Source organism: Ciceribacter sp. T2.26MG-112.2, assembly GCF_900492205.1.
Taxonomy (GTDB): domain Bacteria; phylum Pseudomonadota; class Alphaproteobacteria; order Rhizobiales; family Rhizobiaceae; genus Allorhizobium; species Allorhizobium naphthalenivorans_A.
The window spans coordinates 57,207-77,404 of record NZ_UEYQ01000004.1 but is presented as its reverse complement, the minus strand read 5'-3'; the positions used below and the strand labels follow the sequence as shown (position 1 = coordinate 77,404).

General features: G+C 64.1%; 15 protein-coding genes. 9 read left to right on the top strand and 6 right to left on the bottom strand.

The features are described from left to right. The first annotated feature begins 48 nt into the window (after positions 1-48). The 4 genes from DYZ14_RS08330 to DYZ14_RS08315 all read left to right on the top strand — a co-directional run bounded on the left by DYZ14_RS08330 (position 49) and on the right by DYZ14_RS08315 (position 5,131). Positions 49-1,098, top strand: a complete 1,050-nt coding sequence (locus DYZ14_RS08330; protein ID WP_154720236.1) for an L-idonate 5-dehydrogenase — start codon at positions 49-51, stop codon at positions 1,096-1,098. A 70-nt stretch (positions 1,099-1,168) separates the two neighbouring features. Then, positions 1,169-2,596, top strand: a complete 1,428-nt coding sequence (locus DYZ14_RS08325) for a mannitol dehydrogenase family protein (RefSeq protein WP_154720235.1) — start codon at positions 1,169-1,171, stop codon at positions 2,594-2,596. After that, entirely contained in the window at positions 2,593-3,603 is a 1,011-nt protein-coding gene (locus DYZ14_RS08320; RefSeq protein WP_154720234.1) for a zinc-binding alcohol dehydrogenase family protein, read from the top strand. Before DYZ14_RS08325 ends, DYZ14_RS08320 begins: the two co-directional genes overlap by 4 nt. 1 nt (position 3,604) lies before the next feature. Next, entirely contained in the window at positions 3,605-5,131 is a 1,527-nt protein-coding gene (locus DYZ14_RS08315) for a UxaA family hydrolase (protein WP_154720233.1), read from the top strand. A 30-nt stretch (positions 5,132-5,161) separates the two neighbouring features. Here DYZ14_RS08315 and DYZ14_RS08310 read toward each other — a convergent pair whose 3' ends face one another. The 4 genes from DYZ14_RS08310 to DYZ14_RS08295 are packed head-to-tail and all read right to left on the bottom strand — an operon-like array spanning position 5,162 to position 9,322. Beyond that, positions 5,162-6,268 (bottom strand): ABC transporter ATP-binding protein, encoded by a 1,107-nt coding sequence (locus DYZ14_RS08310; protein WP_154720232.1) that lies wholly within the window; start codon positions 6,266-6,268, stop codon positions 5,162-5,164. Positions 6,269-6,271: 3 nt separating this feature from the next. Then, positions 6,272-7,120, bottom strand: a complete 849-nt coding sequence (locus DYZ14_RS08305) for a carbohydrate ABC transporter permease (protein WP_154720231.1) — start codon at positions 7,118-7,120, stop codon at positions 6,272-6,274. Then, positions 7,113-7,994, bottom strand: coding sequence for a carbohydrate ABC transporter permease (locus DYZ14_RS08300; RefSeq protein WP_154720230.1), 882 nt, complete (start codon positions 7,992-7,994; stop codon positions 7,113-7,115). Before DYZ14_RS08300 ends, DYZ14_RS08305 begins: the two co-directional genes overlap by 8 nt. Before the next feature lie 56 nt (positions 7,995-8,050). Then, positions 8,051-9,322: an ABC transporter substrate-binding protein gene (locus DYZ14_RS08295; RefSeq protein ID WP_154720229.1), complete on the bottom strand. Its 1,272-nt coding sequence runs from the start codon at positions 9,320-9,322 to the stop codon at positions 8,051-8,053. A gap of 218 nt (positions 9,323-9,540) precedes the next feature. Between DYZ14_RS08295 and DYZ14_RS08290 the strand changes: the two genes are divergently transcribed. From DYZ14_RS08290 to DYZ14_RS08270, 5 genes are read left to right on the top strand one after another with little or no spacing between them, the layout of a single operon-like run. Beyond that, entirely contained in the window at positions 9,541-10,284 is a 744-nt protein-coding gene (locus DYZ14_RS08290) for an IclR family transcriptional regulator (protein WP_154720228.1), read from the top strand. Next, a complete protein-coding gene (locus DYZ14_RS08285) occupies positions 10,281-11,369 on the top strand; it encodes a Gfo/Idh/MocA family protein (RefSeq protein ID WP_154720227.1) in 1,089 nt (362 codons plus the stop codon). The genes DYZ14_RS08290 and DYZ14_RS08285 overlap by 4 nt, the downstream gene beginning before the upstream one ends. After that, entirely contained in the window at positions 11,366-13,264 is a 1,899-nt protein-coding gene (locus DYZ14_RS08280) for a thiamine pyrophosphate-binding protein (RefSeq protein WP_232365475.1), read from the top strand. Before DYZ14_RS08285 ends, DYZ14_RS08280 begins: the two co-directional genes overlap by 4 nt. 9 nt (positions 13,265-13,273) lie before the next feature. Continuing rightward, on the top strand, positions 13,274-14,731 hold the full coding sequence (locus DYZ14_RS08275; protein WP_154720226.1) for an NAD-dependent succinate-semialdehyde dehydrogenase: 1,458 nt from the start codon (positions 13,274-13,276) through the stop codon (positions 14,729-14,731). Next, the gene (locus DYZ14_RS08270) at positions 14,724-16,433 is read left to right on the top strand and encodes a dihydroxy-acid dehydratase (RefSeq protein ID WP_154720225.1); all 1,710 of its coding nucleotides are present in this window, start codon (positions 14,724-14,726) and stop codon (positions 16,431-16,433) included. The genes DYZ14_RS08275 and DYZ14_RS08270 overlap by 8 nt, the downstream gene beginning before the upstream one ends. A 385-nt stretch (positions 16,434-16,818) precedes the next feature. Here DYZ14_RS08270 and DYZ14_RS08265 read toward each other — a convergent pair whose 3' ends face one another. Beyond that, a complete protein-coding gene (locus DYZ14_RS08265) occupies positions 16,819-17,508 on the bottom strand; it encodes a response regulator (RefSeq protein ID WP_154720224.1) in 690 nt (229 codons plus the stop codon). Beyond that, positions 17,505-20,195 (bottom strand): sensor histidine kinase, encoded by a 2,691-nt coding sequence (locus tag DYZ14_RS08260; RefSeq protein ID WP_154720223.1) that lies wholly within the window; start codon positions 20,193-20,195, stop codon positions 17,505-17,507. Before DYZ14_RS08260 ends, DYZ14_RS08265 begins: the two co-directional genes overlap by 4 nt. Between the last annotated feature and the right edge of the window lie 3 nt (positions 20,196-20,198).

The window sequence follows — 20,198 nt, the reverse complement described above, 5'->3', positions numbered from 1 at the left end:
CGCGCGGGCAAGACCGCTCATTTCAAGGACAGAAAGAAAGTTTCGGACATGCTGACGCGGGTGGCGCGACTTCACGGACAACGCGATTTGCGGATCGAGACCGAGGACCTTCCTGAACTCAGGGCCGGAGAGGTCCTGCTGCGCATGGCCGCCGGCGGCATCTGCGGATCGGATCTCCACTACTACCAGGATGGCGGGTTCGGGCCGGTGCGCGTGCGCGAGCCGATCATCGCCGGCCATGAGGCCTCGGGCCATGTTGAAACCATCAGCGAGGATGTTGTCGGCATCGCGCCCGGAATGCTGGTCGCCGTCAACCCGTCGCAGCCGTGCGGCCAGTGCCACTATTGCGGCATCGGCCAGCCGATCCATTGCCTGTCGATGCGCTTCATGGGCAGCGCCATGCGCCTGCCGCACGAACAGGGCCTGCTTCGCGACCGCCTCATCGTTCCGGCGATCCAGTGCCATCCCGTCGCCGAGGGCATCACGCCCGGAGAAGCGGCCTGCGCCGAGCCGCTGGCGGTGTGCCTGCATGCGGCCGCCCAGGCCGGCGATCTGAGCGGCGCCAGCGTGCTCGTCTGCGGCGCCGGCCCGATCGGACTTTTGACGATCGCCGCCGTGCGCCATGCCGGCGCCGATGAAATTGTCGCCACCGACCTCAGCGACGCCGCCCTGTCTCGCGCCCCGGCCATGGGCGCGACCACGACGATCAACGTGGCGACAGATCCCGATGGCCTCTCGCCCTGGCAAGTCGACAAGGGCCGGTTCGACGTGGTGTTCGACTGTTCGGCGGCCGGCCCGGCGCTGCGCTCGGCCTTCGCCGCGGTGAAGCCGCGCGGCACCATCGTCCAGGTCGGCGTCACCGGCGACATCACCATTCCCCTCAATGCGCTGGTCGGCAAGGAAATCGTCTGGCGCGGTTCGCAACGCTTCGATCGCGAATTCGCCGGGGCCGTGGCGCTGATCTCCACCCGGACGATCGACGTCAGGCCGATCATTTCCCATGCATTTCCGCTCGAACAAGCGGTCGAGGCCTTCGAACAGGCCGGGGACCGCTCCCTAGCCTGCAAGGTGCAGCTCACTTTCGCTGGCGTTGAATGAACCAGGAGGGCAGGACACTGCGCCGCATCGAATGCACCCCGCTTCACTCTCACACTGGATTGGCCTGACCATGGAACGTCTCTCTCGCTCGACCACCCTGCCCGCTTCCGTCGCCCGGCCCACCTACGACCGGGCGGCCCTTCGCCCCGGCATTGTTCACATCGGTCTCGGCGCCTTTCATCGCGCCCATCAGGCGGTCTACACCCAGCGCGCGCTTGCCGCCTCTTTCGGACCTTGGGGCATTGTCGCCGTCAACCTGCGCTCTCCCGAGCCGGTCGAGGCCCTTCAGGCTCAAGATGGCCTTTACTCGATCGTGGTGCGGGGAGCCGCCGGCGACGCCGCCGAAGTGATCGGCGCAACGGTCGACTGGGTCTGTGCGGCCCGCGACAGCGAGAAAGTGCTCGCCTATCTCGCCAATCCCGAGATCCGCGTGGTGACGCTCACCGTCTCGGAAAAGGCCTATGGCCTGCATCCGGCGACCGGCGGGCTGGACCTCGCGCATCCCGCCATTGCCGCCGACCTTGCCCATCCGCACGCCCCGACCGGCGTGCTCGGTTTCCTGGTCGAGGGACTGGCGCTGCGCCGCGCCACGGGCGTGTCGCCCTTCACCGTGCTTTGCTGTGACAATCTTCCGTCAAACGGCAAGATTGTCCGCCGCCTGGTGCTGGATATGGCCGAACGCCGCGACCCGGACCTTGCCCGCTGGATTTCCGACAATGGCTCCTTTCCCTGCAGCATGGTGGACCGTATCGTTCCCGCCGCGACCGAGGCCACCCGCTCCCTTGCCGAAACGCTCATCGGCGCCAAGGACAGCCTGGCGCTCGAGACCGAGCCTTTCCTGCAATGGGTGATCGAGGACGACTTCGTCTGCGGCCGCCCCGCCTGGGAGGCCGGCGGCGCGATCTTCGCCAGCGAGGTCGAGCCCTATGAAAAGATGAAGCTCAGGCTGCTCAACGGCTCCCACACGCTGATCGCCCATCTCGGCCTGCTGAACGGCCTGGAATATGTTCGTGACGTCATGGCCGTGCCCGAACTCGTCGACCAGGTGCGGCGACACATGAAAGCGGTGGTACCGACGCTCGATCCGGTCGCCGGCATCGATCTCGATGAATACCAGCGGCAGCTGATCGAACGCTTCGCCAATCCGGCAATTGCCCATCGTAACATCCAGATCGCCATGGATTGCAGCCAGAAACTGCCGCAGCGCATCTTTGCCGCGGCAGTGGAAGCTCTGACCTCCGGCGGCGAGGCGGCCGAATTCGCCCATGTCGTGGCGCTCTGGATCGCCGTGGTGCGCAAACGCATGGATTGCGACGATCCGCGCCGCGAAGAAATCCTGGCAGCCGCAAGCTCGCTCGACCCGGCCGATCCTTCCGCCGCCTTCCTCGCCATACCCGGGCTCTTTCCGCCCGAACTCGTCGCCGCCCGAGGCTGGCGCGACCGGATCAATGCCGAACTCGAAGCTCTCGCATCCAAGTCAACCAGGAACAACCCATGAAAGCGCTCGTCTGCGACGAACCCGGCCGTCTCTCGCTCGTCTCGCGTCCCGAACCCGTCCGCAAGGAGGGCGAGGTTCTGGTGCGCATCCGCCATGTCGGCATTTGCGGAACGGATTTCCATATCTTCGCCGGCAAGCATCCCTTCCTCGAATATCCGCGGGTGATGGGTCACGAACTCTCCGGCACGGTCGAGGAGGCGCCCGCCGGCAGCCGCCTGAAGGCGGGCGAACCGGTCTACATCGTTCCCTATCTTTCCTGTGGCGCCTGCCAGGCCTGCCGCAAGGGGCTGACCAATGCCTGCTGCAACATCCGCGTGCTCGGCGTCCACTGCGATGGCGGGATGGCGGACTATGTCTCTGTGCCTGAACAGAATGTCGTGCCGACCGGCGGCATCCCGCTGGAAGACGCCGCCATGATCGAATTCCTGGCAATCGGCGCCCATGGGGTGAAACGGAGCAATCTTGGCGCACAGGACCGCGTGCTCGTCACCGGCTCCGGCCCTATCGGCATGTCGGCGATCATCTTCGCCAAGGCCCGCGGCGCGCATGTGACCGTGATGGACACCCGCGAGGACCGCCTGGCCTTCGCCCTCGAGCGTCTTGGAGCGGACGAAATCCTGATGGCCGACGAGGGGGCGGAGAGCGAAGCGGACCGGCGCACCGCCGGGGAATTCTACGATGTGGTGATCGACGCCACCGGCAACGCCGTGCCAATGCAGCGCGGCTTCCATTTCCTCAATCACGGCGCACGCTATGTGCTGCTTTCCGTCGTCCGCCAGGACATCACCTTCGCCGATCCCGAATTTCACAAGCGGGAAGTGACACTTCTGGCCAGCCGCAATGCCCAGCCCGACGACTTCGCCGAGGTCGTGCGCCAGATCGAGGCCGGCCGGGTGCCGACCCGGGCCCTCAATACCCATCGGGGCAGACTGGAGGACGGGGTGGAACTCTTTGCTCAATGGTCGCGCCCGCAAGCCGGCGTGATCAAGGCTATTCTGGAGGTGTGACATGACGGCGAAGAAGACTTTACGGCTCAATGCGCAGGACAATGTTGTGGTCGCCATAGCCGACCTGCCGGCAGGCAGCCCGGTCGAGGGCGAAATCGCGGCCCTTGCCCGCATCCCCCGAGGCCACAAGGTCGCAAGCCGCCCGATCTCCCGCGGAGAGCCGATCCGCAAGTTCGGCCAGGTGATCGGCTTTGCTTCCGGCGATATCCAGCCGGGCGAGTGGGTGCATGAGAAGAATGTCACGATCGGCGACGACTTCGAACGCGACTACGCCTTCGCCGCCGACGCAAAACCGGCCGAAGGCCTGCAGCCAGGCGAAGTGCCCGCCTTTTTCCAAGGCTTCCGCCGTGGCGACGGCCGCGCCGGCACGCGCAATTATATCGGCATCCTGTCTTCGGTGAACTGTTCCGCCACCGTCGTCGACTATGTCGCCGACGAGATCAACCGCTCGGGCATTCTCGCCGACTATCCCGGCATCGACGGTGTCGTTCCCCTGCCGCATGGCCAGGGATGCGGCATGGCCGGAAAGGGCGAGGCCTTCGATATCCTGGCGCGCACGCAATGGGGTTATGCCAGCCATCCGAATTTTGCCGCCGTGCTGCTGATCGGCCTTGGCTGCGAGGTCTTCCAGATCCCGCGGATGAAGGACACCTACGGCATTGTCGAGGGCGACCACTTCCAGTCGCTGACGATCCAGGAGATCGGCGGCACCCGCAAGGCGGTCGAGGCCGGCGTCGCCCGCATCCGCGACATGCTGCCGTTTGCCGCCCGCTCGGTACGCGAACCGATTTCGGCCGCCGAGCTTGTGCTCGCCCTGCAATGCGGCGGCTCCGACGGCTATTCGGGACTGACCGCCAATCCCGCGCTCGGCGTCGCCGCCGACATGCTGGTCCGCCAAGGCGGCACCACGATCCTCTCCGAGACCCCGGAGATCTATGGCGCCGAACACCTGCTGACCCGCCGCGCCGAAAGCGTCGAAGTGGGGCAGAAGATCGTCGACCTCATCCACTGGTGGGAGGACTACACCAAGCGCAACGGCGGCGAGATGAACAACAACCCGTCCCCCGGCAACAAGGCGGGCGGCCTGACGACGATCCTCGAAAAGTCGCTGGGTGCCGTCGCCAAGGGCGGCAACTCGACGCTGCGCGGCGTCTACCGCTATGCCGAGCGCATCGACCGCAAGGGTTTCGTCTACATGGATACGCCCGGCTATGATCCGGTGGCCGCCACCGGCCAGGTCGCCGGCGGCGCCAACATGCTCTGTTTCACCACCGGCCGCGGTTCGGCCTATGGCTGCAAGCCCGTCCCGTCGATCAAGCTCGCCACCAACAGCCAGCTCTTCGCCCGCATGCCGGACGACATGGACATCAATTGCGGCGACATCATCGAGGGCGTATCGCTTGAGGAAAAGGGTCGCGAGATCTTCGAAACCATACTCGCCGTCGCCTCCGGCAAACCCACCAAGTCGGAAGAACTCGGCTACGGCCGCAACGAATTCGTCCCCTGGCAGATCGGCGCGGTAATGTAATCCCGCCAATTCACCGGCACGGGGCAGCCGTTATCTTGCCGGCGCAGAGGAACTGGTAGTGGCCTTTTGGATCGCCACGCCGTCGCGGTCGAACACATGCAGGTTCGAAAGATCGAAGTGCAGCGAAACGCGGTCGCCGGGCTTCACGCCAGCAGATGCCGGCAACGAGACCGTCAGCGTTGCCATCGGGTCAGCGATCTCGACATAGGCATAGGTCTCGGCACCCAGATGTTCGACGATCTCGACGCGGGCCGGCATGAGCCCCTCCCCGTCAGCGACAAGCGAAAGATGCTCGGGCCTAATGCCCAGGGTGACATCGCCCCCCGCACCTTGTGGCAGCGCTCCAAGCGGGATTGATGCGTCGCCCAACCGGATGACGCTGCGCGCGCCCGCATGATCGAGCCTGGCGGGCAGAAAATTCATCGCGGGCGCGCCGATGAAGCCGGCGACAAACATGTTGGCCGGCCGCTCATATAGCTCCATGGGAGCACCGACCTGCTCGATCCGACCATGATTGAAAACCACGATCCGGTCGGCCAAGGTCATCGCCTCCGTCTGGTCGTGGGTGACATAGATCATGGTCGCGCCAAGCCGCTTGTGCAGACGCGCAATCTCAAGGCGCATCTGCACCCTCAGCGCCGCATCGAGATTGGACAAGGGCTCGTCGAAAAGGAACACCTTCGGTTCGCGGATGATCGCCCGCCCGATCGCCACCCGCTGGCGCTGACCGCCGGAAAGTTCACGCGGCGTGCGCTCGAGCAAGGCCTCTATCTGCAGAACACCCGCCACATTACCGACGCGCCTTGCGATCTCCTCCTTGGGACGCTTGTTCAGTTTCAGCCCGAAGCCGATGTTCTCGGCCACCGTCATGTGCGGGAACAGCGCGTAGGACTGGAACACCATGGCGATCTCCCGCCTGGACGGGGGGGTGCGGGTGACGTCGTGGCCGGCGATGTTGATCTGGCCGCTCGTGAGGTCCTCGAGCCCGGCGATCATCCTCAGCATGGTCGACTTGCCGCAACCGGAAGGGCCGACGAAAACGACAAATTCGCCGTCCTCGACATCGAGGTTGATGCCCTTGATGACCTCAAGTCCGCCGAAGGCCTTGCGCACGTCGCGAAGCGAAAGCTGTGTCATGTTTTACCCTTTAACCGCGCCCATGGTCATGCCCTTGATGAAGAAGCGCTGGAAGAACAGAAAGACGATCAAGGTCGGCAGGCTGGCCACCAGAGAAAGCGCGCCCTGCACGCCCCAGGCCACAGAATACTGCCCCTTGAGATTGACGATGCCGAGCATCACGGTGCGCATTTCGTCCGACTGGGTGAAGATCAGCGGCCAGAGGAAATCGTTCCAGATCCAGGTGAACTGGAGCGTCGCAAGCACCGCGAGCGCCGGCAGGCTGAGCGGCAGGACGACCTTTGTCAGAACCTGCCATTCATTGGCGCCTTCAAGGATTGCCGCTTCCCTGAGGGCGGTCGGCACCGTCGCGAAGAAATTGCGCATCAGCAGCGTGCAGATCGGAATACCGAGCGCCGTGTGGACGATGAACACCGGCCAGAGTGTGTCGATCAGACCGAGGCCGTTGAACAGTCGAAACAGCGGCACCAGGATCACCTGCGGCGGGAAGAACATGCCCGCGATCACCGCCAGGAACAGGGCGTTCGATCCCCGGAACGGCAGCTTGGCGAAGACATAGCCGGCCAGTACACCCAGCGCGGTCGAGGCAATCGTGCCCGGAACCGTGACGATCAGGGTGTTCAGGAAATAGCGGTGGACCGCCGGATTGCCGAGCACCTCGACGAAGTTGCCCATGAACAGCGCCTGCGGCATCGACCAGAGCTGACCGAGGGCGATTTCGCGCGTGGTCTTCACCGAGGACAGCAGCACGCCGACCGTCGGCAGCAGGAACATCACCGCGAGAACGACCAGGATGACGAAGATCGCCACGGGCCAGGGATTGAACCGCTTTTCGGCGACCGGACTAGCCATAGATCTTGTCCACCTTCTTGAGCTGCCGGAAATAGAGGCCGATGATCGTGACCGCGATCAGGAACAGCACGACGGAAATCGCGCTGCCATATCCCATCAGGTATTTCCGGAAAGACTCGTTGTACATGTGCATGGCGAGCGTGTCGGAGCTGTTGAACGGCCCGCCGCCGGTCATGATGTAGAGAATATCGAAGCCTTTCAGCGAGTTGATCACCGACAACGCGACGACGACAACGGTCGAGGGTGTGAGAAGCGGCAGCACGACGAAGAGCGTGCGCTGCCATGGGCTGGCACCCTCGATCTCGCAGACCTCGAGCAGGTCCTCCGATATGGCCGTGAGCCCGGCCAGATAGATGACCATCGACAGGCCGGTCTGCTGCCACGACCAGGCGACGATGACGGACAGGAGCGCGGTATCGGGCTTGGCAAGCCACGCATAGCGCATCTTCTCCCCGGAGGCCGACGAAATGAGCGTGTTGAGCAGACCCCAGTCGGGCTGGTAGATCCAGATCCAGATCTGGCCGACGATGACGGCGGAGAGACAGATCGGCAGGTAGAAGATCGTCTTGAAGATGCGGGTCCCCGGCACCCTGCTGTCCAGCAGCAGGGCGAGCAGGAGGCCAAGCACCGTCGGCACGAGGATCGCCGCCACCATCCAGATGGTCGTGTTGATCGCCGCATTGAGAAAAAGCGAGTCGGTGAATATCTTGGAAAAATTCGAGAAACCGACGAAATCATAGTCGCTGTTGAAGCCGTTCCAGTTGGTGAAACTGTAGTAGAACGAACTGAGCAGCGGCCAGATCACAAAAATGGCGAACACGCCGAGCGGCAGCGCCAGAAGCGCGACACGCCAGAAACGGTTATGCCGCTCCATGCCTTAGATCCTTTCCGATGCGGCCGCGACCCTTACAGGCCGCGGCCTGCCTTCGGTTACTGCTTGAACGCGACCTTCGCGTCGGCGGCCATGTTTTTCAGGATTTCATCCATCTTGGACGGGTCGTCAATGAAGCGCGTGAACATCGACAGGCCGACCTCGGCGACCGGCGGCGGCGTGGCGAGGTCATAGTTGAAGGCGAAGACGGGCGCTTCGGACACGGTCTGGGCCGCGTGCTGCATGACGCTGTTATAGATCTTCGGATCGAGATTCACGTTGGCCGAAAGCGCGCCTTGAGCCTCGGCCCACTTTGCCTGGACGTCCGGGTTCGACATCATGAAGGCCAGGAACTTTTCCGCTCCTTCCGGATTTGCGGCATTTGCCGAGATCACCAGGCCGTCGACCGGGCCGACGGCGGCATCGGCCACGCCCTCCTTGACGGTCGGGAACGGGAAGAAGTCGTAATCCGTGCCCGGCACGAGGCCGATACCGTTCCAGTAGCCTGTGATCCAGGTTCCCATGAGCGTCATCGCAGCATCGCCGCGCGCAACCTTGTCGGCAGCGTCGGTCCAGTCGTCCGCATTGGCGTTCTCGACGAACAGTCCCTCATCCAGGAGGCTCTTCCAGAGGCCCATGGCCGTCGCGACTTCCGGGTCGTCATAAGATGCCTCGCCCGACATCAGGCGCGCGCGATAGTCCGGGCCGGCAGTGCGCAGCAGCAGATAGTCGAACCAGAACTGGGCCGGCCAACGGTTCTTCGAGCCGAGCGCGATCGGTGCCACGCCCTTAGCCTTTAGCGTCTTGCACATGGCGATGAAATCGTCCCAGGTCGCCGGCATCGCCGTGATGCCCGCATCGGCCAGAACCTTCTTGTTAAAGAAGACGCCCGCGTAGTGATAGTTGAAGGGAACCAGGAAGCGCTTGCCGTCATAAAGGGTGGAGCTTTCGGCAATCGGCTTGGAAACGACCGAATCCAACTTTTCGGCAGCCCACATGTCGTCGATCGGACGCAGGCTCTTCGAATCGACAATGAACTGTACGCGAGCGCCTGCCCAATAGCTGAACACGTCCGGCAGGCTGCGGCCGGCGGCCCGCACCAGGATATCGGTCTTGAAATCCTCGTGCCCGACCGGGCTTTCCTTCATCTTGATCCCGCTCGCCTTCTCGAAGGCCGCGACCTGATCGTTGAAGGCCTTCAGACCGAGTTCGCCAGTGAAATAGTGGCTGATCGTCACCTCGCCGGACTGGGCGAAGGCTTGCGGCACGAGGCTCGCGGAAGATGTCATGAGCGCTGCGGCAATAAGCGCGCGCCGTGAAATCGAAAACATCAGTTCCTCCCATGAAGTTTGCGTATGTTTAACTTTGCATTATCGCACTATCAACTTCTCGCAAGAATATCGCTGATGTCAACAAAAAGTATTGCATTTCGGAACGAATGCGGTGAAGTTTGAGTATATCAGGTCTATAGCGCTATTTTGTTGCCATATGCTGTACATTATGTTTAGCATATTCCAACTATCGCAAATAGCCTGAATGGAGTTCAACAATGCGCCTGCTGCAATCCCTGTCACGTGGCCTCGAAGCCCTCGACTATATCGCCTCCCGGAGCGAACCCGCCCGGCTGACCGATATCGCCGAGGCGCTTGGCGTGGACAAGTCGAACGCTTCGCACCTGATGAAGACGCTGGTCGCTTGCGGCTACGCCCTTCAGGATGCCGGTCGCCGTTACCAGCCGACCGACAAGGTGGCGCGGCCGGCCCGCAGCGAGCATTCACTCGCCGACATCATAGCGGTCAAGGAAGCCTGGCGCCCCGCACTCGAAACGCTGGTGGCACGGACCGGTGAATGCGCGCACATGGCGGTTCTGGTGCGCGATCGCGTCTGGTATATCGACAAGGTCGACTCGCCCCTGCCGCTCAAGGTCGACCATCCGATCGGCGCCCTGTCTCCCCTGCATTGCACGGCACTCGGCAAGGCTTTCCTGGCCTTCGGCGGCGCAGCGCTGGAAGGCCCCCTCACCTCCTATACGCTCAAGACACTGACCACCCGCCCGTCGCTCGATGACGAGATCACCCTCACGCGGGCGCGCGGCTATGCCGTCGACGACGAGGAATTCGCCCAGGGCATCCGCTGTGTCGCACGCCCGATCTACGATGCCGACGGCCGGATGATCGCCGCCATCGGCGTTTCCGGGCCGAGCGTCCGGGTGGACGATGCCCGGCTGGCAGAGCTTGGCCGCATCATCACTTCCGTTTCCATTGTTCAGCCAGAGAAGGACCCCATTGAATGACAAAGGGACCGATTAGAGTAGCGATTATCGGCACGGGTCGCATTTCCGACCTCCATGCGATCGAATACCTCCAAAACCCGTCGAGCCGGATCGTCGCCCTTTGCGATCGCGATTCGGACCTTGCCGCCGGCAAGGCAAAGGACTGGGGCCTTACGGATGTCGCGATCGAAACCGATCTGGATGCTCTTCTGTCACGCGCCGATGTCGACCTCGTCGAAATCCTTTTGCCGCATCATCTCCATCTCTCCGCAGCCCTCAAGGCCATCAATGCCGGCAAGATCGTTTCCCTGCAGAAGCCGATGTGCGTCTCGCTGGAGGAAGCCGACCGACTGGTCGCCGCGGCGGAGGCCTATGACCGCCCCTTCAAGGTCTTCGAGAACTTCATTTTCTATCCGCCGGTCCTGAAGGCCAAGGCGCTGATCGACGAAGGTGCGATCGGCACGCCGCTGTCCATCCGCATCAAGTCCAATCCGGCGCGCAGCGCGACCGCCTGGGACGTTCCGCCCGCGGCCAATGCCTGGCGCCAAAAGGCGACGGAAGCCGGCGGCGGCCCGCTGGTCTTCGATGATGGCCACCACAAGTTTGCCCTCGCCTGGCATTTCATGGGCGAGCCCGACGAAGTGCACGCCTTCATCGGCGACACCGAGGGTCCGGGCGGCATCCGTTTCGATGCCCAGTCGCAGATTTCCTTCCGATTCCCGGGCAACCGCATCGGCAATCTCGAAATCGTCTATTCGCCGGATATGGAACTCGCCACCCGGCACTACGCCCAGGACGACCGTGTCGAGATCACCGGCACGAAGGGCATCATCTGGATCAACGGTGGCCATGGGAGGTTGGCCGACACGCCGCCGCTGGCGCTTTATCGGGATGGGGCCATGACCGAATACCGGGACATTCCGACCGGCTGGGAACAGAGCTTCGTCCTTTCGACCCGCCACTATCTGGAGGCACTGCAAGATGGCGGCCCGCCGGTTCTCACCGCCCGCCAGGCCCGCCAGATCCTGGGCTTTGCCCTTGCGGCGGAGGAATCGGCGCGGCTCGGCCGCACCGTAGACCTGCGCGCGGAAGGAGGCTCCCGGTGACCGTGGCGACCTCTTCTTTCGCCGATCTGCAGACGGCCACCGCCCCTGAACGAGCGCGCTGGATCCGCGAAGCCGGCGGGCTCGACGCCGCCATCGACGCAGGCCTCCTCGAACAGACCGTCGCATTGCCGCTGGTCGAAGCGCTGGTGCTCGGCCTGATGCGTCAGGGTGTCACAAAATACCTCGCGATCTTCGGGCACGGCAGCACGGCGGTAGCGGATGTGCTGGAGGCCTATGAGGCTGAAGGGCTGGTGCGCTGCTGGCAATTCCGCAACGAAGTCGAAATGGCGCATGCCGGCACCGCACTCTCCTGGGTCTATGGCGAGCCCTGCGCGGTGGTCACCTCGATCGGCCCCGGCGCGTTCCAGGCAATGGCGGCATCGCTCGCCGCCTCGTCCAACGGCGTCGGCCTCTACCATCTCTATGGCGACGAGACGACCCATGGAGAGGGCTACAACATGCAGCAGGTGCCGAAGCCGGCACAGGGGATCTTCTCGCAAATCACCTCCCTGATGGGGAGTTCCTACACGCTGCATACTCCGGGCGCGCTGCGGGATGGACTGCGCAAGGGAGCGGCTTGCGTATTCCACCCGTGGCGCCCCGGACCATTTTTCATGAACATGCCGTTGAACACGCAAGCGGCACCCGTGACCTTGCGCCTGGACGCCCTGCCCCAGCGACCGGTCTTCCCAAAGCTCGCACCCGCCGACGACACGGGGATCGAGAAGGCCGCCGCCGTCATTGCCTCGGCCAGCAAGGTGGCTCTCAAGCTCGGCGGCGGCGCACGCGGAGCATCCGCCGAGATCCGCCGCCTGGCGGAGGCATCCGGGGCCGCGGTCGTGCTCAGCCCCGGCGCCAACGGCGTGATGCCGGCAGACCATCCGCAAAACATGCATGTCGGCGGCTCCAAGGGTTCGATCAGCGGCAACTGGGCGATGGAGGAGGCCGAGGTCCTGGTGGTGATCGGCAGCCGCGCCGTCTGCCAGGCGGACTGCTCCGGAATTGGCTGGCCCAATGTCCGCGAGGTCATCAATATCAATGCCGACCCTATCGACGTCCAACACTACAACCAGACGATCGCGCTCACGGGAGACGCGGCAATCGTTGCGACACGACTGGCCGACGCACTGGGCAGCTATCCCCTAGTCAGCCACAAGGCCTCCTGGCTCCAGGCTGCCCGCAAGAAAAAGGCCGAATGGGAAGCCTTTCTCGCCGGACGGTTCTCCGCTCCGCGTCTGACCGATCCCGTCTGGCAGTGCGAAGTACTGACCCAGCCTCAGGCGATCAAGATCGCCAGCGATTTCTGCCAGCGCCACAACGCGTTGAAATTCTTCGATGCGGGCGACGTTCAGGCGAACGGCTTCCAGATCGTCGACGACACCGCGACCGGCGAGACCTTTACCGAAACGGGCGCGTCCTACATGGGCTTTGCGGTCTCGGCGCTGCTCTCGTCCGCCCTTGCAAACAAGGGCCGTTACGGCGTTGCCTTCACCGGCGACGGCTCGTTCATGATGAACCCGCAGGTTCTGATCGACGGCGTCGAGCATGGCGCGCACGGGACGATACTGCTTCTCGACAACCGGCGCATGGCCGCCATCAGTCATCTACAGCTTTCCCAGTATGGGCGTGATTTCCGCACGAGCGACGGGGTGGCGGTGGACTACGTGAAGATGGCGAGCGCCGTTCGGGGCGTCCGGGCGATCTGGGGCGGCACGGACGAAATTTCGCTGCTGACGGCGCTGGAAGAGGCCCGCCGCCATCCCGGCCTGAGCCTCGTTCATGTCCCCGTCTATTTCGGCGAAGACCCCAGCGGTGGACTGGGCGCCTATGGACAATGGAACGTCGGCAACTGGTGCGACGACGTTCAACGGCAATATGCCCGCACCCTGATTTGAGGCTGAACCATGTACGAACAATACGGACTGCTGATCGGCGGCGAATGGCGGCCGGCCTCCGACGGAGGCCTGATCGAGGTGAAGAGCCCGGCGACGGAAAACACCGTCGGCCATGTACCGGCGGCGACAGAGGAAGACGAACGTGCAGCCCTTGCCGCCGCCGAAGGCAGCTTTGCCCCCTGGGCCGCCGTTGCGGCCTGGGATCGCGCCGCGATCCTCAGGCGCGCGGCCGACCTGATGCGCGAGCGCGTAGGAAAGTTCGCGCACATCATGAGCAGCGAGACCGGCAAGCCGCTCGCAGAAGCAGAAGCTGAGGTTCGCGCCAGCGCCGACCAGTTCGAATGGCAGGGTGAGGAAGCCAAACGCATCTACGGCCAGACGATCCCCGGCCGCCACCCGGACGAGCGCCTTTCGGTGATCTACCAGCCGGTCGGTCCCTGCCTAGCGCTCACCGCCTGGAATTTTCCCATGCTCCTGCCGGCCCGCAAGATTGCGGCAGCGCTTGCGGCCGGCTGTACCGTGATTGTCCGACCGGCCTCCGAGGCGCCGGGCAGCTGCACGGCGATCGGCGAGGCGCTGATCGACGCCGGCCTGCCCAAGGGATGCCTGTCGATTCTGACCGGCCCCGCCGTGCCGATGGTCTCGCGGTTGATCGCATCGCCCGTCATCCGCAAGGTGTCGCTGACCGGCTCCGTGCCCGTCGGTCGGGAGATCCTCAAGGCAGCGGCCGACGGCATCAAGAAGGTGACAATGGAGCTGGGCGGCCATGCGCCGGTCATCGTCCACGCCGATTTCGATCCCGTCGCGGCGGCGGAAAAGCTGGCCGCCACCAAGTTCCGCAATTGCGGTCAGGTCTGCATTTCCCCGTCACGCTTCTATGTACACCGCTCGATCCTCGCCCCCTTCGAAGAAGCCTTCGCCAAATACGCGCGCGGCCTGACGATCGGTGACGGGCTGAAGCCCGGCGTCACGACCGGTCCGATGATCCGCGCCCGCTCGCTCGCCAGTGCCGAGGCGCTGATTGCGGACGCGCTCGACCGTGGCGCGAGGCTGCTCGCCGGCGGAAAGCGTCCGGCGCATCTCAATCGCGGGCATTTCCTGGAACCGACAGTCCTCGGCAACGTGCCCGACGATGCCCGTATCATGCGGGAAGAACCCTTCGCGCCGATTGCGCCGATCGCGGCTTTCGACAGCCTTGACGAAGTAATCGCGCGGGCGAATTCCACCGATTTCGGCCTCGCGGCCTATGTCTTCACCCGAGATTCCGCCCTGGCCGCGCAGACGGCGGAGGCGCTTGAGGCCGGCATGGTCGGCATCAACGAGACACTGCTCGCAACCGCCGAGGCACCCTTCGGCGGCACGCGTCAGAGCGGCTTTGGCCGCGAAGGAGGAAGCCTTGGCATACTCGACTATCTGAACCCGAAATACATACGCCACCGGCTGGTGAAGGGAGCACTCCATGACTGACAAGAAGCCCGCCGGTCTCGACAATGGATTGACCAACTACGGCGACCGGGATTTCGCCCGCTACCTGCGGCGTTCCTTCGCCAGCTCGATGGGCTATACAGGGGCCTCGCTCGACAAGCCGATCGTTGGCATCTGCACCACAGAGAGTGGCTTCAACAATTGTCATCGCCATTTTCCGGAGATGATCGAGGCGGTGAAACGCGGCGTGCTGGCCGCCGGCGCGCTGCCCGTCACCTTCCCGGTGATCTCACTCGGCGAAGTCTTCCTCTCGCCGACCTCGCTCGTCTATCGCAACCTGATGGCGATGAGCGTCGAGGAAATGATCCGGGCGCAGCCAATGGATTCCGTCGTGCTGATGGGCGGTTGCGACAAGACCGTGCCGGCACTGCTGATGGGCGCCTATTCCGCAGGCAAGCCCGCGGCCCTGGTCGTCGCCGGCCCGATGATGACTGGCCGCCACAAGGGCGAACGACTGGGCGCCTGCACCGATTGCCGCCGCTTCTGGAGCAAATACCGCGCCGGCGATGTCGACAAGCAGGAGATCGACCAGGTTGAGGGCCGTCTTGCCGTCACGTCCGGCACCTGCGCCGTGATGGGGACAGCGAGCACCATGGCGCTGCTGGCCGAGACCCTCGGCATGATGTTGCCGCACACCGCCGCAATTCCGGCCGTGCATGCCGACCGTCTGCGCGCGTCGGAGGAGACCGGCACGCTCGCCGCGGAGATGGCCATGACCGGCGGCCCGCGCCCGGAAACGCTCATCACCCGGGCATCGATCGAAAATGCGCTGCGGGTGCTGCTCGCCGTGTCGGGCTCGACCAATGCGATCGTGCATCTGGCGGCCATTGCCGGCCGGGCCGGGATCGACATCGATCTCGCGGACTTCAACCGGCTTTCGGACGAGACGCCGGTGCTCGTCGACCTGAAGCCGGTCGGCAACGGCTACATGGAGGATTTCCATGCCGCCGGTGGGCTTGAGGGCGTGCTCAGAGGCATTGATGACAAGCTCAATCTCGACTGCCGCGATGTCACCGGCCAGACGCTCGGCGAGCGGCTGGCAAGGCCGCTGAGCGACCCGATCGATCGCGTCGTGATCCGAACCGCCGACAATCCGGTGGATCCGCTCGGCGGACTGATCGCACTCACCGGCACGCTCGCCCCCGAAGGGGCAATCCTGAAACGGGCGGCAGCAACTCCCGCCCTGCTCGAACACGAAGGTCGCGCCGTCGTGTTCTCCTCTCTGGAGGATCTCGCCGCGCGGATCGACGATCCCGCTCTCGATGTCGCGGCCGAAGACATCCTGGTCCTGCAGAATGCAGGGCCCCGCAGCGCATCCGGCATGCCGGAGGCCGGCTACCTGCCGATCCCGAAGAAGCTGGCGGCAAAGGGCGTCAAGGACATGGTGCGGATTTCCGATGCGCGCATGTCGGGCACGGCCTTCGGCACGATCGTCCTGCATGTTACGCCCGAAACCGACCTCGGCGGGCCCTTGGCTCTGGTCAGGAACGGCGACCGTATCCGCCTTTCGGCCAGCGAAAAGCGAATCGATCTGCTGGTCCACGAAGAAGAACTCGCGCGCCGTCGCCAGGAGTATTGTCCGAACACTACGGAGCCCGCACGCGGCTATGCGCTCCTTTATCGCCGGCACGTTCTGCCGGCCACAAAGGGCTGTGACTTCGATTTTCTCCGCGTCAGCGCATAAGTACAAACGCCCCTGTGCACTATGGCTCAAGGATACCGCAATGCTTCTTGGGCTTTGACGCAGATTTGCTGAAGCGCGCCCCCCTACGACGCGCTTCAGCAAATGTGTGTCAGAGCCAATGTTGCACGCCGAAACACAAACTCAAGCCCCGCAGCTTGCTCTCGATCGCAAGATCGAACAGCGCGCGGTCGCGCATGCGGCAACTCCCTGTCGAGGAAGAAGCAGAGGAACGCATGATCCAGGCTTTCGCGGCGCCACGCTCACCGGCTTCTGCAAACCAAAAGCTGGTCTTTGATTTGTAAGCACGGATGAGGAGAGCCGTTGGTAACCGGTTTATCTGCGTCGCCTTCGCAATGGCACCCGACACAAGCCGTGAAGTTCGGCTTCACTCCTGCTCTGCCATCCGATAGCCGACGCCCGGTTCCGTGCGCACGATCCGCGGCTGCGTTGGATCCCGCTCGATCTTGTGGCGAAGCTGACCGATGAAGACGCGCAGGTAGTGGAGGTCATCGGCGTGGGCTGGCCCCCACACCGACGTCAGCAAGGTGCGGTGGGTCACGACGCGGCCCGCATGCCGGGACAGATGCAGAAGCAGGTCGTATTCCTTGGGCGTGAGGCGGATAGTTTCCGAGCCGCGCGAGACCAGGCGGCGGATCGGATCGATGGTGAGGCCGTCGACTTCCATGATCGTTGGAACCGCCTCGCTCCGGCCGCGGTGCCGCAGCGCGCTGCGAATGCGGGCGGTCAGCTCACCGATGCCGAAGGGCTTTTCGACATAGTCATCGGCCCCCAGGTCGAGCGCTGCGATCTTTTCGCTCTCGCGGTCGCGGGCCGAAAGGATGACAATCGGGATATCGCTCCAGCCGCGCAGGCTGGCGATGACCTCCTTGCCGTCCATGTCGGGCAGGCCGAGATCGAGGATCACCAAATCCGGCGCCTGCGTCGCAACCGCCTTCAGCGCCTCCGCGCCGGTCGCTGCTTCAATGACCTCGTAGCCCCCCGCCGCAAGCGATGGCTTCAGGAAGCGCTGGATCTGCGGCTCGTCGTCGACGACGAGAATACGCGACAGCGTCATCTGGGCTCTATCCTCGATCCCTCGGCTCCGGGAAATCGCATCACGACGCGTGTTCCCCTCTTCTTCAGTGCCGGGCTTTCGGCATGGATCTTTCCACCCATCGCTTCGACGAAACCGCGCGCGATGGAGAGGCCAAGGCCCGTTCCGGGCGCTCGCCCGTCCGGCTTGCCCCTGCGATAGAATTTTTCGAAGACCCGGTCCAGATCTTCCGGCGGTATGCCCTTGCCAAGGTCCGTAACCGAAATCAGCACGTCAGCGCCGTCGCGCCGCGCATAGACGTTGATCGGCTCCTCGCCTCCGTATTTGACCGCATTGTCGAGAAGATTGAACAGCACTTGGCCCAACAGCACGCTGTCGCCCTTGATCAGCGGCAAATCCGGGGCGATGCCCGTTTCGATGACGCGGCCGGGCGCATATTTGCGCGTCCGATCGACGGCGGATTGGATGACGTCGGTCACGTCCACCCAGTCCCGCTTGGGCTTCAGCGTGCCGGCCTCGATGCGCGTCATGTCGAGCAGGTTGGCGACGAAGCGGCTCATCCGGCCGCTCTCTTCCTCGATGGATTGGAGAAGGTCGTCGCGGTTTTCGGGCGTCATGCGCTCGCCGAGCTGGCGCAGGCCGGTCACGGCGCCGGTGATCGTCGCCAGCGGCGTCCGCAGGTCATGGGAAATCGAGGACAGCAGGGCTTCCCGGTAGCGTTCGCCCTCGAGGCGTGCGGCCTGAATCACCGTTTCCTCGGCGAGCCGGGCACGATCGAGGGCGATCGCCGTCTGGTCGAGGATGGCCGTAAGGGAACGCTCGGCGTTGAGGTCGAGCCTTTCGGCCGTATGTTCGACCCCGCACACGCCGACAATCCCGTGTGGCCCGAGCAGCGGCCGAAACTCGAAGCGACTGTTCGGCAGAGTGCCCGTCCCATGTCCGGCCGGCTCGCGTTTCTCATGGGCCCAGCGGGCCGCCGTCAGGTCGGTCACGTCTAGGTCTGCGTCCGGTGGCCATGCCGCCGCCACGCTCAATTCTCCGCTGCGGGCAAGAAGGAGGACGACTTTTCTCTTCAGGCTCGTCTGCAATTGCGACACGGTCAGCCAGATGGCGTCATCCGTCTTGGCGATCGTCGAGAGCTTTCGCGAGAAGTCGTAGAGGGACTGCAGCGCCGTTGCCCGGACTTGCGCGATCTCGGCCTGTTCGCGAATGCGCGAGGCAAAGCCACCGGCGATGATGGCGACAGCAAGAAACACGAACAACGCGAAGACCTCATGCGGCGCGGCGATCGTGAAGGTGTGCAGCGGGTCGATGAAGAAGAAGTTGTAGGCGAGCGTGGACATCAGCGCCGCGAGGAAGGCTGAAAGATAGCCCCCGGACACCGATGCGCCCAGCACGGCGAGCAAGAAGAGAAGCGAAATGTTCGGCAGATCGACGAATTGGTCGATCACCTTGCCGACCGCCGTGATGGATGCGACGAAGCCCAAAGCGATCGCTGTGGACTGCCGCAGCGTGGCAAGGTTGGGTGTGGGCCGCCGCAGTGTCGTCGGTTGCATTTCGCTTCTGTCGGGTGTGACCATGTGGACGCCCAAGCCGGAGGCTTTTCTGGACAGGGCATCCGGCAGCGATCTTGAGAAAAGCCGTTCCATTCCCCGCCGCCGGCGCGCTCCGATCACGATCTGCGTTGCATGTTCGCGTCGGGCCAGCTTCAGGATTTCATCGACGAAATCATGGCCGATGATCCGTCGGGTTTCCGCGCCAAGCTGTTCTGCGAGACGGAAGAGCGTCTCGATCTTCTGCAGACGTTCGGGTGTTTCCACCTCCCGGTCGGCGCGTTCGATGGAAACGACGATCCAGGGCGCGTTCAGCCCGGAAGCGAGGCGGCTTGCCACCCGAACCACCTTTTCCGAGAGCGGGTCGGATCCGACGCAGACGATCAGTCGTTCGCCCGTCGCCCACGGGCCGTCAATGGCGTTCTGCCTCAGGTAGTCGACCATCTGGTCGTCGACGCGGTCTGCGGTGCGGCGAAGGGCAAGCTCGCGAAGCGCTGTGAGGTTGCCGAGGCGGAAAAACTTGTCGACGGCGCGACCGGCGCTTTCCGGCAGATAGACCTTGCCTTCCTTGAGGCGATCGATCAGCTCGGTCGGCGGAAGGTCGACGAGGATGACCTCGTCGGCGCGTTTCAATACGACATCCGGTACGCGTTCCCGCACCGTGACGCCGGTGATCTGGGCGACGAGATCGGCCAGGCTTTCCAGATGCTGGATGTTGAGGGCCGTCCAGACATCGATGCCGGCCGCGATCAGTTCCTCGATATCCTGGTGCCGCTTGGGGTGGCGGCTGCCTTCAGGGTTGGAGTGCGCCAGTTCGTCCACGATGACGATGCGGGGCTTGCGGGCGAGGGCCGCATCGAGGTCGAGTTCCTCCAGCATGCGGCCGCGATGGGCGATGCGTTGTCTCGGCATGACCTCCAGGCCCTCAAGAAGGGCGGCCGTCTCGCCGCGACCGTGGGTCTCGACCACGCCGACGACGACGTCGATGCCGTCGGCCTTCAACCGCCCGGCGCGAGACAGCATGGCGTAGGTCTTGCCGACGCCGGGCGCTGCGCCCAGGAAAACGGTCAGCTTGCCCCGGCGGTCTTTCTCCGCCAGGGCAAGCAGGGCATCCGGATCCGGTCTGCGGGTCTTGTCGCGATCGTCGTCCGCCATTCG

What these genes read in the sequence shown, in the direction of transcription:
- DYZ14_RS08270 (WP_154720225.1), top strand. Translation starts at nt 14,724, where the DNA reads ATGACTGACAAGAAGCCCGCCGGTCTCGACAATGGATTGACCAACTAC.
- DYZ14_RS08315 (WP_154720233.1), top strand. Translation starts at nt 3,605, where the DNA reads ATGACGGCGAAGAAGACTTTACGGCTCAATGCGCAGGACAATGTTGTG.
- DYZ14_RS08330 (WP_154720236.1), top strand. Translation starts at nt 49, where the DNA reads ATGCTGACGCGGGTGGCGCGACTTCACGGACAACGCGATTTGCGGATC.
- DYZ14_RS08285 (WP_154720227.1), top strand. Translation starts at nt 10,281, where the DNA reads ATGACAAAGGGACCGATTAGAGTAGCGATTATCGGCACGGGTCGCATT.
- DYZ14_RS08320 (WP_154720234.1), top strand. Translation starts at nt 2,593, where the DNA reads ATGAAAGCGCTCGTCTGCGACGAACCCGGCCGTCTCTCGCTCGTCTCG.
- DYZ14_RS08275 (WP_154720226.1), top strand. Translation starts at nt 13,274, where the DNA reads ATGTACGAACAATACGGACTGCTGATCGGCGGCGAATGGCGGCCGGCC.
- DYZ14_RS08290 (WP_154720228.1), top strand. Translation starts at nt 9,541, where the DNA reads ATGCGCCTGCTGCAATCCCTGTCACGTGGCCTCGAAGCCCTCGACTAT.
- DYZ14_RS08325 (WP_154720235.1), top strand. Translation starts at nt 1,169, where the DNA reads ATGGAACGTCTCTCTCGCTCGACCACCCTGCCCGCTTCCGTCGCCCGG.
- DYZ14_RS08305 (WP_154720231.1), bottom strand. Translation starts at nt 7,120, where the DNA reads ATGGCTAGTCCGGTCGCCGAAAAGCGGTTCAATCCCTGGCCCGTGGCG.
- DYZ14_RS08310 (WP_154720232.1), bottom strand. Translation starts at nt 6,268, where the DNA reads ATGACACAGCTTTCGCTTCGCGACGTGCGCAAGGCCTTCGGCGGACTT.
- DYZ14_RS08295 (WP_154720229.1), bottom strand. Translation starts at nt 9,322, where the DNA reads ATGTTTTCGATTTCACGGCGCGCGCTTATTGCCGCAGCGCTCATGACA.
- DYZ14_RS08260 (WP_154720223.1), bottom strand. Translation starts at nt 20,195, where the DNA reads ATGGCGGACGACGATCGCGACAAGACCCGCAGACCGGATCCGGATGCC.
- DYZ14_RS08265 (WP_154720224.1), bottom strand. Translation starts at nt 17,508, where the DNA reads ATGACGCTGTCGCGTATTCTCGTCGTCGACGACGAGCCGCAGATCCAG.
- DYZ14_RS08300 (WP_154720230.1), bottom strand. Translation starts at nt 7,994, where the DNA reads ATGGAGCGGCATAACCGTTTCTGGCGTGTCGCGCTTCTGGCGCTGCCG.